At 47.0% G+C, this 16,437-nt stretch carries 16 protein-coding genes; 4 read left to right on the forward strand and 12 right to left on the reverse strand.

Features of this window, described 5'->3' with window-relative positions:
• Positions 1–141: 141 nt before the first annotated feature.
• The 7 genes from DXA20_RS11275 to DXA20_RS11305 all read right to left on the reverse strand — a co-directional run bounded on the left by DXA20_RS11275 (position 142) and on the right by DXA20_RS11305 (position 5,635).
• Positions 142–630 (reverse strand): accessory gene regulator ArgB-like protein, encoded by a 489-nt coding sequence (locus DXA20_RS11275; protein WP_118560852.1) that lies wholly within the window; start codon positions 628–630, stop codon positions 142–144.
• A 187-nt stretch (positions 631–817) separates the two neighbouring features.
• The gene (locus DXA20_RS11280) at positions 818–2,044 is read right to left on the reverse strand and encodes a leucine-rich repeat protein (RefSeq protein WP_118560854.1); all 1,227 of its coding nucleotides are present in this window, start codon (positions 2,042–2,044) and stop codon (positions 818–820) included.
• Positions 2,045–2,112: 68 nt separating this feature from the next.
• Entirely contained in the window at positions 2,113–3,348 is a 1,236-nt protein-coding gene (locus DXA20_RS11285) for a leucine-rich repeat protein (protein ID WP_118560856.1), read from the reverse strand.
• A 232-nt stretch (positions 3,349–3,580) separates the two neighbouring features.
• Positions 3,581–3,757 (reverse strand): hypothetical protein, encoded by a 177-nt coding sequence (locus tag DXA20_RS16215; RefSeq protein WP_158577217.1) that lies wholly within the window; start codon positions 3,755–3,757, stop codon positions 3,581–3,583.
• 99 nt (positions 3,758–3,856) lie between these two features.
• A complete protein-coding gene (locus DXA20_RS11295) occupies positions 3,857–4,579 on the reverse strand; it encodes a hypothetical protein (RefSeq protein ID WP_118560860.1) in 723 nt (240 codons plus the stop codon).
• 334 nt (positions 4,580–4,913) lie between these two features.
• Positions 4,914–5,480, reverse strand: coding sequence for an accessory gene regulator ArgB-like protein (locus DXA20_RS11300; RefSeq protein WP_158577218.1), 567 nt, complete (start codon positions 5,478–5,480; stop codon positions 4,914–4,916).
• Positions 5,480–5,635: a cyclic lactone autoinducer peptide gene (locus tag DXA20_RS11305; protein WP_022306738.1), complete on the reverse strand. Its 156-nt coding sequence runs from the start codon at positions 5,633–5,635 to the stop codon at positions 5,480–5,482. Before DXA20_RS11305 ends, DXA20_RS11300 begins: the two co-directional genes overlap by 1 nt.
• 292 nt (positions 5,636–5,927) lie before the next feature.
• Here DXA20_RS11305 and DXA20_RS11310 point away from each other — a divergent pair, with 292 nt between their 5' ends.
• Genes DXA20_RS11310 through DXA20_RS11320 form a run of 3 tightly spaced genes read left to right on the forward strand, consistent with a single transcriptional unit; the run spans position 5,928 to position 8,367 of the window.
• A complete protein-coding gene (locus DXA20_RS11310) occupies positions 5,928–6,284 on the forward strand; it encodes a helix-turn-helix domain-containing protein (protein ID WP_243100636.1) in 357 nt (118 codons plus the stop codon).
• Between the two features lie 48 nt (positions 6,285–6,332).
• Positions 6,333–7,031, forward strand: coding sequence for a LytR/AlgR family response regulator transcription factor (locus DXA20_RS11315; RefSeq protein WP_330420843.1), 699 nt, complete (start codon positions 6,333–6,335; stop codon positions 7,029–7,031).
• Between the two features lie 4 nt (positions 7,032–7,035).
• Positions 7,036–8,367 carry a sensor histidine kinase gene (locus tag DXA20_RS11320; RefSeq protein WP_118560864.1) on the forward strand — a complete coding sequence of 444 codons (1,332 nt, stop codon included), beginning with the start codon at positions 7,036–7,038 and terminating at the stop codon, positions 8,365–8,367.
• Between the two features lie 44 nt (positions 8,368–8,411).
• On the opposite strand, the gene DXA20_RS11325 is transcribed toward DXA20_RS11320, so the two are convergent.
• Both DXA20_RS11325 and DXA20_RS11330 read right to left on the reverse strand, forming a co-directional pair.
• Positions 8,412–9,524: a 4-hydroxybutyrate dehydrogenase gene (locus tag DXA20_RS11325; protein WP_118560866.1), complete on the reverse strand. Its 1,113-nt coding sequence runs from the start codon at positions 9,522–9,524 to the stop codon at positions 8,412–8,414.
• Between the two features lie 20 nt (positions 9,525–9,544).
• The gene (locus DXA20_RS11330) at positions 9,545–10,900 is read right to left on the reverse strand and encodes an aspartate aminotransferase family protein (RefSeq protein WP_118560868.1); all 1,356 of its coding nucleotides are present in this window, start codon (positions 10,898–10,900) and stop codon (positions 9,545–9,547) included.
• A 238-nt stretch (positions 10,901–11,138) separates the two neighbouring features.
• Here DXA20_RS11330 and DXA20_RS11335 point away from each other — a divergent pair, with 238 nt between their 5' ends.
• Positions 11,139–12,152 (forward strand): PucR family transcriptional regulator, encoded by a 1,014-nt coding sequence (locus tag DXA20_RS11335; RefSeq protein WP_118560870.1) that lies wholly within the window; start codon positions 11,139–11,141, stop codon positions 12,150–12,152.
• On the opposite strand, the gene DXA20_RS11340 is transcribed toward DXA20_RS11335, so the two are convergent.
• The 3 genes from DXA20_RS11340 to DXA20_RS11350 form a co-directional block, all read right to left on the reverse strand.
• The gene (locus tag DXA20_RS11340; protein WP_158577219.1) at positions 12,133–13,539 is read right to left on the reverse strand and encodes a S8 family peptidase; all 1,407 of its coding nucleotides are present in this window, start codon (positions 13,537–13,539) and stop codon (positions 12,133–12,135) included. The genes DXA20_RS11335 and DXA20_RS11340 overlap by 20 nt on opposite strands.
• Before the next feature lie 126 nt (positions 13,540–13,665).
• Entirely contained in the window at positions 13,666–14,169 is a 504-nt protein-coding gene (locus DXA20_RS11345) for a hypothetical protein (RefSeq protein WP_147403746.1), read from the reverse strand.
• Positions 14,067–16,430, reverse strand: coding sequence for a transglutaminase-like domain-containing protein (locus tag DXA20_RS11350; RefSeq protein WP_118560876.1), 2,364 nt, complete (start codon positions 16,428–16,430; stop codon positions 14,067–14,069). Before DXA20_RS11350 ends, DXA20_RS11345 begins: the two co-directional genes overlap by 103 nt.
• Positions 16,431–16,437 lie beyond the last annotated feature (7 nt).

A 16,437-nucleotide genomic window follows, 5' to 3' on the forward strand; every position in this document is an offset into this window, starting at 1 on the left:
GATATTTTACATACTCAAATGTGCTGTTGTTACTATAATTTTGTATCGTTAAAACCCTTCTACTCCACCCTGTAGATTACGGTTCATACAATCCGTGTAAGACACGCTTCCGATCCTCTGTGTATAATGCACGGCACGATATCATCGCATTATCTTCCTGATAATCACCGGCAGCTGCAGCACACCGGTCAATATCACTCCGAGCGCCACACAGGACGAATAACGGTTGTATCCCATTACATTCATAACGACAGAAACAAAACAGGCAGCAAGAACCAAAACGATCGTTGTGCGCTGATAACGCATCTTTTCCTGTTCCGTTAATCTCTTATTTTCATGATCAATAGGACTGTTTATCGCAATACTTATTCCGCTGACGAGTAAGAATAACGGTATCAAACGGCTTACTGAGAAATGGGACACGGCATACAGACACCCTGCCAGAAGTCCGGTCGACATGATCATACAGATATACGCATGCTTTGCATGATACCCGCCGCCAAATTTCCGGATCGCCATAAACGGCATGATGATCAGAAAGCCCTCCGGAAACATACCAATAATACCGCTGATGACCAGAAAGATCACCAACGGTACAGTAGAGATTTGTCCGAAATCTGCTCCGGACAATTAAATTTTACTACTTTTTCAAGAACAAATCGATGGGGTTTGCACGAAACGACACAAAAACGCCATTTTTGGTCATTTTGGGGTGTTTTTGGCGATTTTGACCATGTATTTTAGAACTATTCCGTGAAATCGTTACCCGTTTTTCCAACTGTGACGGAACTATTCCGTGAGACAAACTTTTCCCGTGTTAAAGAGCTACCACCTTACACTTTGTATATTTCCGGTACTTTGCCATCACCTTTCTCGGGACATGCACCGTCAGATCCTTACAATTCCTCCATTTGCTGACGGATGCAGCGTGGAACTTCTCGCTGTGTATATAAAGATCCCTTTTAATTCCATTAGCATTCCAATCTATGCCCTGATACTTTCCATCCTTTTTCCATCCCCATTTAATTTTCTTTTTGGTCATACAATAAATTTTTTTAGTATGACCGGAATACCATTCGCCGATTGGAATCTTACTGACCTTCTTACCAAAAATGATCTTTTTCGCTTCACAATCACTAAAAGCATATTCACTCCACTCTACCTCATCCTCCACTCGGATCGTACTTTCCAGACTGTATTCAAATGCATCTGCCAATACCTTTTTTACCCGGTTCCTCCGAATAACAATCGTGCTGCCTTCCCCTTCGGCATCCACAAGACCTTTTTGGTAAATGACCATTCCGTTTTTCTGTGTATGCTTCTCCATCCACCATGGCAAATCTTTTAATGCACCCACATAATCCAGATTTGTAAACTTATCAAATTTAATGTTTTTCAAGTTCACACAATCCTTAAAGGCTTCTGACTCTATCGTCCTCATTCCCTTAGGGATCACGATCGTTTTTAACGACTTACATCCCATCAGATCCACCCACTCCAAGGAGTCTGTATCATCTGCCATCTCATAATACTCCATGTTGCTGCATCCACATACACGGCAGAACATAATGTCCTCTTCGTCTGATTGGGTGGAATATTCACTCCATCCGCTATATGCCGCCTTAATCCGCAGGCTTTTTATCTCATAGTGATCAATAAAGCTGTTGCAGTCTTTTACCGGAATCCCATCGATCTCCTTAGGTACTACGATATCCGTATATTTCGCGTTTCCATTCGCATCAAACTCCTGTTCAAAGGCGATCAGTTCATAAACCGGATCTGACACATCAAATCCATGTTTCTTCGGATAATACCACGATTCTCCCGCCGTTGTCTTATGATAGCAGAGTCCGTTCTGCTTCAGAGATATCGCTTCTTTCTGAAGCGGGGACAGCGTCGCTGCCGGTCCCCGTATCTCCTCTGCCTGCGCCTTGGGTGCGTCTAAACTGGAAATCAGTTTGTTTTCCCCGCTGTCCAGCCCACTGCCGGCTGTTATAAAAATGACAGCTGTAGCGAGAAACGTTCCAAGTAGTATCTTTCTCATAATACGACCTCCCTCTTCCTATAGTCTTTCTCTCTTTGAATTATCATCTATCATACAATGCTGATGTTTTAAAGCGCTACCACCTTACATTTCGTATATTTGCGATACTTTGCCATTACCTTTTTCGGGACATGTACGGTTACGTTCTTGCCGCAACCCCATTTCTTTACCGATCCCGTATGAAACTTATCACTATGTATATAAATATCGAGGTTTTGGGACTTTGGGGTATACATATCCAATCCTTGATAATTCCCATACAAGTCCACTCCCCATATAATTTTCCCTTTTGAAAGAATATGTACTTCTTTCAAATTATCATTGCCCCCAAAACACTGGTACGGAATCACATTTATTTTCTTTCCAAGAATTATTTTTTTTGCATTACAATCATCAAATGTCCACATACACAATTTCGGTGCACCGGTCACCTTGATTGTTTCTGCCTTGCTGTTTGCAAATGCATTCCCCATTATCTTTTTTATCTTATTTCCATGAATAGTCAATGTTCCTTCACGTTTTCCAGCATCAATCAGGCAATTTTTATAGATAACCATTCCGTTTTTCTTCGTATGTTGTTTCCGCCACCATGGTATTTTTTTCACTCCCCCTATGATTTCCAGATTAGAAAATTTTTTAAATATAACTTTCTCCGGTTTTTTGCATCTACTAAATGTATTGGCAAAAATCTTCTTCATACCTTTCGGAATAACGATCGTCTTCAATGAATTGCATCCCTCTAACTGCCACTTATCCAAATACACTGTATCCTCCGCCATTTCATAATACTCAAGGTTGGTACAGCCTAAAACACGAGATTCCACATAATCTTCTTCATACGATTGGGTGGAATAAACGCGCCAGCTACTATATGCTGCTTTAACCCGCAGGCTTTTTATCTCGTAATGATTATAAAAGCTGTTACAGTCTATTACCGTACCCCCATCAATCTCCCTGGGTACAACAATATCTGTATATTTCGGATTGCCGTTCGCATCAAATTCCTGCTCAAATGCAAACAACTCATAAATCGTATCTGTCGCTTCAAATCCATATTTTTCCGGATGAATCCACTCATCTCCTGCCGTTGTCTTATAATAGCATAGTCCATCCTGCTTCAAAGATAGCATCTCTTTCTGAAGCGGAGACAGCGTCGATGTCGGTCCATGTGGCTCTTCCTCAGCCTGTACCTTGGGTGCATCCAGACCGGAAATCGGCTTATTCCCCGTGCTGTCAAATCCACTGCCTGCCGCCACGAAAATAGCGGCAGCCGCAAGAAACATCCCAAGCAATATCTTTTTCATGTGCACTCCTCCTTCTTAACATATAAAATAATCATAATATACGTAATCTGTCTCATTATTAAATACCCGTAAAGACGGATCCTTATGATTGTAATTCACGCGATATACATCTGTACTGATCGACTCCAGTCCCTCATTTGTATATCCATTGCTTTCTCCATAGGCTCTAAGATTGTTTAACTTCAGAGTATATCCTACACCTGCAATAAAAATCGTATATGGCGAAAATGCACTATGATATAGGAAGCAGAAGCCCTGCCATATCATGATGATCTATCTCAAGCGACTGTATGATCGCCTCCGCATTTTTCCTTAGATTGTCATAAGATAATGCCACAACTTTTCCATTACCAACACTTCCTGATGTTGTTATAAGTAATGCCGTATTATCATCCAAATTGCTCCACACATCATTGTATCTTCTTTGATATCTCGTATATTGATGATATCCGGATACTCTTCGATAGTTTCTGCTTTTCAGTTCTCTCACTTGTTCTTCGTGTCGAAACTATTTAATTAAAATGTTTTTATGAAATCCTTTTTTTAAATTATCCGTCACATTCTCTACTTCTATTTCATCCTCATTAACCACATTACTCTGCTTTCCTCCCACATTTGCAATTATGTTCTGTTTTTGAGTACATACAATACTAATCTCTTTATTTGCACATTTTAACAATATGTGGTCTTTTTCAACCTGCCCTTCCGAAATCCATATTTTATTATTTTGAAGTTTTCTCACATTGTACATAAGATGAATCCTATTACTGATTCGAAGATCATCCTTACTTATTTTCAGCACATTGATGCATAACGTTACCATGCCATAGCCCTGGGTCGAGACAACAATAATCTCATCTTCCCCATCACCGTCAAAATCTCCACCAAAAACATCGCTCGTTATCTCCTCCAGTAAAAGCCCTTTTTCCCTATTAAAAATAATATATTGCTGATGCATATTGTCTTTTCCATTCCACGTCTTTATTCGATTTATTTGAAATCGCGTTTGAAGCCACACGGCATCGCTTACTTCACTGTTGACAGGATACACTTCGTATCTGTTCCATTCCGTCACTTCCGAGGAGATATCTTCTTTATCATTACTTTCATTTGTAAAATATTTCAAATGAATTCTACTGGAATCTATTTTTTTATCAATAGCTGATTTATAATATAAAAATATCAATCCTAAAATTGTCGCTACACAAATTACATATATGTTTTTTTTCATTTCATTTTCTCCACTCTTTTAACATACATATGCAATCAAAACAGTACTACTAACATGTTTTATTTAAAAATTATATTAAACATTTTGTCCTCTTTAACCCTGCTGAATTATAATAAATTTGTATCTTTATAAATGATCTTTTAAATTTTTAAATTATGCCACTTTCCGAACCCATCCCCGGAAAGCGGCACCTGATATTTTACATACTCAAATGTGCTGTTGTTACCATGATTTTGCATCGTTAAAACCCTTCTACTCCACCCTGTAGATTACGGTTCATACAATCCGTGTAAGACACGCTTCCAATCCTCTGTGTATAATGCACGGCACGATATCATCGCATTATCTTCCGGATAATCACCGGCAGCTGCAGCACACCGGTCAATATCACTCCGAGCGCCACACAGGACGAATAACGGTTGTATCCCATTACATTCATAACGACAGAAACAAAACAGGCAGCAAGAACCAAAACGATCGTTGTGCGCTGATAACGCATCTTTTCCTGTTCCGTTAATCTCTTATTTTCATGGTCAATAGGACTGTTTATCGCAATACTTATTCCGCTGACGAGTAAGAATAACGGTATCAAACGGCTTCCTGAGAAATGGGACACGACATACAGACACCCTGCCAGAAGTCCGGTCGACATGATCATACAGATATACGCATGCTTTGCATGATACCCGCCGCCAAATTTCCGGATCACCATAAACGGCATGATGATCAGAAAGCCCTCCGGAAACATACCAATAATACCGCTGATGACCAGAAAGATCACCAACGGTACAGTAGAGATGATAAAACTATAAATTGCGTATTCGTACAATTCTTTATCGTCAGACGAAATGGCACGGTTGTGAATCAGCCAGTCCGTTAATTCTGACAATAGACGATCCACTATTTTTCTCTCCGGAAACGTCCCAGCTCTTTTGGTGCTTTGGGCTGATAAACCACGAAGCAGGCTGTAGAATTAGCCTCTGTACGCAAAACGTGAGTGAGTGTTCTGGCTGTAAGTTCAGCCGCCTTGCTTTCAACTTTCTTCTTAAGATTCATAGTTGTATACCTCCTTGTATAAAATTGAGTATGTAGAGATTTGTCCGAAATCTGCTCCAGACAATTAAATTTTACTACTTTTTCAAGAACAAATCGATGGGGTTTGCACGAAACGACACAAAAACGCCATTTTGGGTCATTTGGGGGTGTTTTGGGCGATTTTGACCATGTCATACGGAACTGTTCTGCGAAATCGTTACCTGTTTTTCCAACTTTGACGGAATTATTCTGTGATACAGACTTTTTTTGCGGTCGAAGTTGTGATATACTGGAAAGAAGAGGAGGTATCCCCATGCAGGACATTCAACAGGAGACGATTGGACACCGCATCCGGCTCAGGCGCCGGGAACTGGGCTACAGCCAGCGAGAGATTGCCGGGCTGCTTGGCTTTTCCAAGAATCATCTTTCTTCCATTGAGAATGGGCGAACCGGACTAAGCCTTGATAAGTTCGTGGAACTATGCAGCATTCTTCGTGTGTTTCCCGATTATCTTTTACTGGGGGCATTGCATTCCGATCATATCCCTCAGAATATCATCGACAAGCTGCAGCTGTGCAGTGAGGAGGATGTGAAGCTATTGGAGCAGATCGTTGAGCTGATGGTAACACGCAATCAATCTGCCTGGACCAGGGATCCGGACAATCCGTAGGCTTCATATAATGTTTCATTTCGGACAGGAGGTGTTTTTTTGCGAATTGTGATCTGTGATGACGACAGGGAGCAGATTGAGCAGCTTACCCGTCAACTGAGACAGTTTTTCACCAGCTTGCACAGCAAGCTTCCGGATATTGTCAGCTTTGAAAGCGGAGAGGCACTTCTTGCCGATACCGGTTCTAAGGATATCGTATTTCTTGATATCGAGATGGCCGGACTAAACGGCATCTATGTTGGCAAGGCATTAAAGGAACAGAATAAAAACACCATTATATTTATCATCACTTCATATGTGGAATATCTCGATGATGCGATGCGTTTTCATGTGTTCCGTTATCTGACGAAGCCTCTGAATCCCCAGAGACTCTATGACAACCTGAAGGAAGCACTCCACCTGTACAACACCTTAAGTACCACGATCGCGATCGAGACAAAGGATGGGCTGTACACCTACAATGCGTATGAGATCATCTGTGTAGAGGCGCAGGCACGAAAAGTGATTCTATACACGCTGCAGCGCGAGTTGGAATCCATTAATAGTATTGATTATTGGGATGAAGAATTGTCCCTCCCCTGCTTTTTCCGCTGCCACCGGAGCTTTATCGTCAACATGAAATACATTGACCATTTTGATCACTCGCTGATCCATTTATGCAGTGACCGGTACACGGCATATCTGACCAGACGCAAATATTCCGAATTAAGGGAAAAGTATTTGCTTTATTTAGAAAGTACGAGGTAGAAGGATGTCGATTACTATTTGCTACGCAGTTATTTATTTTTTGGAGGCATGCATTTTATTGCAGTATTGCAGGAATCTTTTTACCGGGAAACGCTCTGCTGCTTTCCGGATCACGGCATTGACGGTCGGATATTTCATTTTATTTGCGGGCTCTTTTCAGGAGAATTTCACGCTGAATCTGATCCTGTTTCTGTCCGTGCATGTGATCTTTCTGTATCTGGCATATGACCTGAAACCGCTGACAGCATTGTTTCACTCTCTGTTTATCACGATCACCATGGTGCTCAGCGAGCTTGTCATCATCAGTCTTCTCTCTTATTTTGCGCCGGACTTTTATAATGAACGCACCTATTTCCGCAATGTTGTGATCCTGTCTGTGATCAGCAAATTGATTTATTTCTTCATTCTGCAGTTTACTTCGTATTATATCCAGAAGAGGTTTTCGCGAAAGCTGGTTTATGACAAAAGCTCTCTGGTCTTAAATGTTGTCCCTCTGATGTCGTGTGGGATCGCCATTGTTTTTACAAACGTCTGCATGAATATCGGTCTGAGCTTTTATTTGGACGTGCTGATCTCCGTATGCACGCTTCTGCTGCTGGTCATGAATATTTTCCTTGCCTGGTATCAGACCATGGTTCAGGAAAAGAACCGGCAGTTTCTGGAATTACAGCTCCTGCTGCAGAAGGAGCACGACACCACGCAGTATTTTCATTCCCTGTATGCGCAGGATGAGAAGCAGAAGATCCTGATCCATGACATCCGCAGGCATCTGCTGACAATCTCCAACCTCGCCAGGAATAAGGAGTACGATAAGATCACGGCATATATTGACCAGATCGTGCAGTCCTCGGATCTGCAGGAATCTGTCCGCTTCTGCGATAATAAGCTGTTAAATGCGATTCTTTACCGCGCAAAGCAGCAAGCCCGTAGCAGCGATACGACTCTGATCACCGATATCCGTTCCGGCTGTGCCGATCTTTTGTCCGAGCATGATATTACTGCGCTGTTTGGCAATCTTCTGGATAATGCGCTGGAGGCAACGCAGAACATTCCCCGCGCCTCCATTGAACTTGATATCCGGCATCATAATGCAAATATGATCGTGATCACACTGATCAACAGCTGCCGCAGCAATCCGTTCACGGCGAATAAACAGTTGTTTACGACCAAGCCGAATAAGCTCCGGCACGGCTATGGGTTAAAAAGCGTGCAGCGTGTTGTCGAGAAATATCATGGCGAATCGCAGTTTTATTTTGATTCCGATAATTTTACCTTCCACTCCATCATTATGTTGAAAAGTGATGTCCCTATAGCAGACGCAAAAATAGGGGGATAACCGGACCATTTCTTCATCCGGTTATCCCCCATGACTTAACAATCTTAATACAGTTCGCGGTAGATCTTGATCATACGCTCCCTGTCCAGAGGTACAAAGTTGTTGGCAAGCAGGCGCTGCTGGTTTTCGATGACGGAATCCGTAAACTCCTCGATCTCTTCCTCACGCATGCCATACTCATGCAACGGCTTCTTCTGGATCAGATGATTCAAAAGCTTCTCTAACTCCTCGTACACATTCTCTGTGGAGCAGCCCAGAATGTCCGCAATGAAACGGTTGAGCGTTGCAATCTCGCCGTCCGTCCTGATCTCCATGTAGTTCTTCATGACTCCGGTAAACATCGCATAATTGGACTCTCCGTGAGGCACATGATAGGTTGCCCCAAGCGGGTAGCTCATGGCATGCACTGCGGCACAGCCGGCGTTGCCAAAGGCGATACCGGCATAGTTGCTCGCCATCAGAAACTGAGGCAGAAGCGGCTTTCTCGCCTCCGGACCATGTGCGGCAATCTCTTTATAACCGTTTAAGATCATGTCGATCGCTTTGTAACCGAACATGCGGGTTGTCTGATTGCCCTTCGGGGACAGACTTGACTCGACCGCATGCACAAGTGCGTCAATGGAGCTTGTGGCAAATACGCCGAACGGCAGGCTTTCTAACAACTCCGGCACAAGCACTGCGCTGTCACCGTACATCTCGTCAACGGCAAGTCCCTTCTTGGTGCCGCGGCTGTTGAGTGCAAGGATCGCAATGTTCGTTACCTCGCTTCCGGTTCCGCAGGTGGTTGGCACAAGCACAAGCTCTTTGTCCTTGACCGGAGGGATCTTTCCATCGTACAGATCCAGTACCGGCGAAACGTCCTTCAATGCAAACAGCTTGGAAATATCGATCACGGTACCGCCGCCCACAGCGATCACACGCTTGTGCAGTCCCTTAATATCCTTGTACATTGCCTCAACCATGTCGTCGGAGGGTTCGCCCTGTCCGTATTTCTCCTGGAAGATCACATCGCATTTCAGATCCAGATCTCCGAAAAACGGCTTGTAAATATATTCGTTTGTGACCATCAGATCTCCTTCGCCGATCTGAAATTCCTCCGCAAATTCCCGCACCTTGTCAAAATGATAGATTTCCGGTTTTATCATTAATTCTTTCATATTCGTTTTCGTTCCTTTCTCTATGCAGTCAGCTTCGCAATGGCAGCCTCCATAATATCAAGACCTGCTTCAAGCTGCTCATCGGTGATCACAAGCGGAGCAAGGAAACGGATGACATTTCCGTAGATTCCGGCGCTCTCAACGATCAGTCCGTTGGCAGCGCATTCCTGTACGAGATCCTTGACGAGTGCCGGGTTTGGCTCCTTGGATGCCTGATCCTTGACAAACTCCAGACCGATCATGGCACCAAGTCCACGGACATCGCCGATCACACCGTATTTCTCCTTCATTGCCTTATAGCGTGCTGTGACCTTCTTGCCGATCTCCATCGCACGTCCGGCGAGATCGTCCTTCTCCATGATCTCGATCGCCTTGAGCGCGGATGCACAGGAAACGGCATTACCGCAGTAGGTTCCGCCGATCGTGCCTGCTGGAACTGCCTGCATGATCTCTTCTCTTGCCACAATGGCACTCAGCGGCATACCACCGGCAATGGACTTGGCGGTTGCCAGAATATCCGGTGCGCAGCCTGCCTCTTTCCAGTATTCGGAAGCAAACATGCGGCCTGTTCTGCAGAAGCCTGCCTGTACTTCATCGGCTACGAGAAGGATTCCGTTGTCATCACAGATCTTACGCACTGCCTTGACCCACTCGATCGGTGCCGGGATGAAACCGCCCTCACCCTGAAGCGGCTCTACGACGATTGCTGCGATCGTGTCTGCAGCACCGCACTCCTCAAAGACATCGTAAATGGAGCTGATGTAATAATCAATTGCCGCATCATCCGGCATTCCTGCCGGTTTCCGGTAGAGATATGGAAATCTCGCACGGAATACGCCGTGGGAAAGAGGTCCCATGCTTGTGGCATATGCTTTCTTGGAGGTCATCGTCATGGTCAGCTCGGTACGGCCATGGAAGGCACCGGAAAATACAATGATGTTCGGGCGCTTTGTGTAACCTCTGGCGATCTTGACGGCATTTTCATCTGCCTCGGCACCGCTGTTGGCGAAGAAGGTACGCTTCTTACCGCCCTTGACCGGAACGATCTCATTGAGCTTTTCTGCCAGTGCAACGTAGCCCTCATGTGTCACAATGTTAAACATACCGTGGAAGAATCTCTCTGCCTGCTCCTTGACAGCTTCTACCATAGCCGGCTGGCTGTATCCGACATTCAGGACACCGACGCCTCCGACCCAGTCAAGGAAATAGTTGCCATCCAGATCTTCCACCATGGCTCCCTCACCACGCTTGATCGCAACCGGATAAGCACAGCCGATGGCATCTGGAACTGCTGCATGTCTTCTGTCGATCAGGGCCTTTGACTTTGGGCCCGGTACACTCTCCGTAATAATCTTAGGTAACGCTTCTCTTAACATATCAGATTCCTCCTTGCATGTAATTTGCTTTTCTTTTGATATCAGAAATCTTAGCACAATATTTTGGCGTATTCTATGTGTTTTAGCATAATCATCCGGGAAGTTATTGTGCTGTCAGCACAATTCATGTATACTGATCCTTAGAAGCAGAAATTATCCGGAATCTCATGAAAATTTACAGGAATGTTATCTGAGTAGTCGAAATATCACGAATATTTACGGAAACGGGGGAAGCACTATGGCATTAACTCTAGAATATTTTTATCATCACACCCAGTCAAAGTATCAGCTCTGTCTGCTGACGCCGACCGCGAATCTGGACCGTCTGATCTCCTGGGTGCATCTCGTGGAGGACCGCAGCAACTGCAGCTTCCTGCGCGGCAATGAGCTGATCATCACGACCGGTATGGAGACCGCCAAGCCCGGCGAGCTTCTCCCTTTCGTGCAGCAGCTTGCCGATCAGCACGCCTGTGGGCTTGTCCTGAATATGGGACCGTATATCAGCTCTGTCCCGCAGGAGGTCAATGACTGGTGTCTTGCGCACCGTTTCCCGCTGTTTGCAATGCCATGGGAGGTTCATATTGCGGATATCATGCAGGACTACTGCAACGAGATCATCTCGGAGAAGCGGACGCAGGATCTGCGCACGGAGGCGCTGGAGCATGCCCTGCATATGAATATTTCCGAAAAGGACATTCCCGTGCTGGAGGGCTTCCGCGGCTGCTTTCTGCTGGTGAGCGATCAGGAGCTTTCCTTCCCGTGGTACGCCCATGTGCGGATGGGAGAACTGTTTTATTATGCTTCTGTCACACTTCCGTCCGTTCCGAAGGAGGCGCACTGCGGGGTGAGTGAACCTGTTTCTTCGCCGTATTCCCTGCCGGTGCAGGCAAAGCATGCCGGACGTGCGCTGACGGTCAGCCGGATCCGTAGCGAATCCCTGACGCATTTTCGCAATATCGGTCTTTACAATACGGTACTTGCCATCGATGATCCGGAGGTGTTTGCGCAGGCAGAGAAGCTTCTGTCACCGCTGACGGATCCCACGCTACGCCAGACACTTCGAAGCTGGCTTGAGCATGACGGCAGCATCCAGGCGGTGGCACAGGAGCTGTTCATGCACCGCAATACCGTGAATTTCCGGATCAAACGGCTGCGCCGGATCTTTGCGCTGGACACGGCTCTCCAGAAAACAGAGCTTTTACTGGCGTTTTACATGGAGGATGTGCGCCGTATTATGGCTTCGGACGAATAGCCTCGAATGCCCCGTACAGATCAAGCGTGCCATACCCCCACTCTTCGTTTGGGAAGCGGCGTCCGTCCCGGTTTGCTCCGCGGATCAGGTATTTCTGTACGCCGACCGTGTCCATGTTGATGTCGTTGCCCTTGACGATCCCCCACTCCACCAGAAGAATGGCAGCCCCCGCTGTCACAGCCGCCGCAGCACTGGAACCGCTGCGGCTCACATAGCGCACCGGTCTGTCGGGCTCCGCCGCCACATTGCCGGGCTCCGGTGCCGGACCGTAGATATTGATGCCGGGTGCCGCAATGTCCGGTGCAATCTCCCCTCGCACATTAAAGCCCCTGCTTGCCTGCGCAGCCACACTCCGGTTCGCACCATCGTAGTAGGAAACGGTGATGATCTGCAAATTGTTAGACGGATCGCACAAGGTCGTATTGGGATCCGGGCGCAGAAAATAAGTCCCGTTATTAATAAATTCACGGATCGGCAGCCACATGTCAAACTGCGCCGGAATGTCCGTCTCATTGTACACACGGAACCGCCAGATCCCCTCCTCGGGACCAAAGAAGCGGAGACGGATGCATTCATCCCCACTCTCAAAGGAAACCAGCAGATAATCAATATAGACAACGGTCTTTTCCAACAGAAAACGGATCATCTGCCGTTCGCCGACACGGGCATAGATTCTGCCACTGAACTCCCCGCCGGGCGAGATCAAAGCCACGGAGCAAAGTCCGGGCGCCTTGCACCAAAGCTCTGTTGTGAAGTCGGTCTCAGCAGGATCGACCCGAAGCTCCACCTCCGTCTCTCCCCGGGCGGCAAGCTGCTCCTGATGATAGTGGTGTGATTCGTTTCCCTCATTGCCGCCTGCTGCCACGACAACAAAGCCCCTCAGATCGCCATAGGACTGCGCAATATGACCGAGTGCCCCTCCCCGGTAATGGCTTCCGAGACTTGTTCCCATGCCGATACACACGACCATCGGCTTTCTGCGCCGATAGGCGATCCTTGCCAGATAGCGGATCCCCAGCATAATATCATTTTCCATAAAGCACGGCACATCCGGGTCGATCCCGTAATAATCACGGATGTTTCTTTTGGCAGCTTTGCATTTCACAACGACAAGCTCCGCCAACGGAGCGATTCCCGAAAATTCCTGTGCCGCATCTTCGTTGCCGCATGCCACGCCCGCCATAAAGGTTCCATGTCCCTCGGTATCTCTGCTCGGTACGATATCGTAAGGATTTGCCGACTGCAGCGCGCGGTTGATGGCTTCTCTTCCGTATTCCGTGCCATAGGAAAGCTCCTCCGGCAGTCCGCCCTCCTGTCCCGAATTCGGGACATACGGAATGCTCTGATCCCAAATGGAATAGATCCTTGTCGTTCCATCAGCATTCAAAAAAGAGGGGATCGTGTAATCAATCCCCTCTGGTGTGCGATAAAATTTTATTTATATAATTGCTTCGCAATAGTGCAATCCATCATTTAGTGGTAAATATCTTTTCGTATGTCCATACACTATTTATCACTTCCATGCACGAAGTCCGGCGTAGAATTTCCGCCCGGTTCCTGCCGATGCAAGTGCTGCCCGCTTCACGCCCCTGACAAAGCGGACACAGTCTCTGATCTCTTCCTTTGAACCGCACTCTCTGTCAAACCGCGCTCTCTCAAGCTGACGGAAATACCTCCCTGTCATGCCGCTCTCCACGCCCTTCGGATCAAGCCCGCTAAGAAGCGTAAGATATTCCTGATCGGTCATGTGCTCCGGCTTGCCAAAGCCACAGCAGCGAAGCACCTGCTCGAGCTGATGGTTCAACTCCAGAAGATATGCACCGCCTCCATGACATTTTCGCAGACGGTATCTTCTGCGCAGACGCTGGCTGTACCAGATCAGCCACAGAAGCAGTAAGACTGCCACCGTTCCTGTCACGGCAAGCAGGATTTTCTTCTGCTTCGGAGAAAGTGCTTTCCTGCCTGCATCGCTTCCGGCGGATGTACCGGAACTGCTTCCGTCTGAGGATGCGTCCATCTGATCGCTGCTTCCGCCATTCTGTCCGTCGGCATGCTCAGTCGCAGCCGGTTCCTCGGTGATCTCAGGTTCTTCCGTTTCAGAAGGATCCTGCGCTGCCTTTTCGCTGCTCTGCGGATCATTCTCAAGGAGGTGTCATCGCCGTAATCCGGCTCCTCGGTCGGTGCGGTCTGGGTAAATCCGGATCCGTTGTTGTTGATCTGACCGGTCGCATCCTGTGCGCTTGGTGTCATATCCGCCACGGTCCAGCCGCTGCTCAGACTGTAGACCTCCGTCCACGCATGCGCTTCCTGATCCAGCACCTTCGCCGTGTAGGTTCCATCCCCGTTGTCGACAAAGTCTGATGCCGGTACACGGTAACCGGACACATAGCGGGATGGGATTCCCATCGCACGAAACAGCACAGCTCCTGCTGTCGCATAATGCTCACAGTAACCAAGCTTCTGCACGAAAAGGAAATTCTCCACATAATCGGTACCGACTTCCTTTGCCTTCAGCGTCTGACTGTACTTTGTATTTTCATTCAGATAGATTCGCAGCGATTTGATCGTCTGATCCGGAGATACGAAAATGGTTCTTCCGCTTCCGGTGGTCTTCGTGATCGGAACATAATTGACCAGAAGATCCTTTGCAAGCTGCTTCGTCTGTGTCAGACCACCCGGCAGCCACAGATCCTCACTTAACACATACTGGAAATACCTGCCGAGATTCGGATCCGATACGGCAACATAGTACTTTCCGTCCTCTAACGACGGCATATCTTCCCCATCCGTGATCTGCTGCTTATTCGAGCCGAAATTGTCATCGTCTGTCTCATATATCGTAACGGATTCCTGATTTCCCAATCGTTCCCCGGCATAATACGGAACGCATTCCTTCTGCAGAAGTCCCGCCGAGCTTGCCTGAAAACGAAGACCCATTCTTGTTTTCTGGGTAAGCACCTCGTATTCGCTGACGTCATCGCTGCGCCGGAAGCCCTTGTCGTAATCAAGCATCAGCGTTCCCATGGAGCTTTCATCCAGCTTGGAGAAATATGGAAAGTACGCAAACGTTGTCGGGTTGCCCTTCTCATATTTGATCTTCATATGCATGGCGTTCTTTTGCCCCATCGAATCCGGATCTGCCAGATATTCCTGATACGATACTGATCGGTTGTCCGAAGCAAGCTTTCTTGCCTGATATACGTTATAATCCTGCGTCAGAAGCTGATAGCAGGTCTCGGTTCCAAACAGACCGGATATTTTCTTTTTCTTGGAATTGCTCCATCTGCCGTTTTCGTATCTTGTGCCGATAAAACCGCGCAGATAAATATCTTCCGTCGGTTTCTTGTCTACGGTCAGCGTAAGCACGGTCTCCCCGGTAAATTTCGGGGAAGTATTGGTAAGCACACCCGGCTGCTCAATGCCAAGAAGTGCCTGAATCTTCTGCACGGTCCGCACCCCAAAGTTCACAATCTGCTTTTCCATGGTGTGCTGCGTCTTAAGGAGCTTCTCCTCTCCCTGCAACGCCTGATCCTTCGTTGCTACCGACAGTCTGGCTCCTGCTCCAAACAGCACCAGAATACATACTAACATGATCGGATAGAATAAACGGTGACGCACAATGGAAACACTGATCTGGCGGAAATGTCTGGAACCGCCTACATGAAATTCATCGTAGCACATCTGTGTTCCCAGAATACCGGCGATCAGAAGGATCATTGCCGGTATGGTCGGCGCCTTTCCCCAGAGAAGACCACAGGCTACAAGAAGTGCCGCAGGCAGTGTCCCCCAGAACATGCCGTGACGGTGTGCATACACCCGTGACATAAACAGTCCGGCAAGAAGCTCCAGATCCAGAACGATCCATGTTCCAACGGCTCCGTGATACCGGTCCGCATACGGCTGAAATGCACCGGATACACCGTAATTATACTGTCTCTGACGATGCGCGACCGCATCCGTCAGTGTCGTCATATCTGCTTTGATGTGTCCCAGATATCGGACTGTCAAAATCCCCCATATTATTAGAGTAAAAAGCAGAAACAGATCCGCCACCGGATACTTCACAAACGGAATCTTATACCGGCTCTTTACCTTATGCTCCAGACGCCGGAGCGGTGCCGCTGCAAGCACGGTAAACCAGATCGACGCCACCGCAAGTGCAATGGCAAATTTATATAAGCTTCCTGCTTTCAGAAAGATGGAATACACACACAGATGCATTCCGAAAAGCTGCATGAAAAGACAGATTCCCTGCATAACGAACGGCTTTCTTTTCATGATATTC

Source organism: Roseburia sp. AM59-24XD, assembly GCF_003478445.1.
In the GTDB taxonomy this organism is placed as follows: Bacteria; Bacillota; Clostridia; order Lachnospirales; family Lachnospiraceae; genus Jutongia.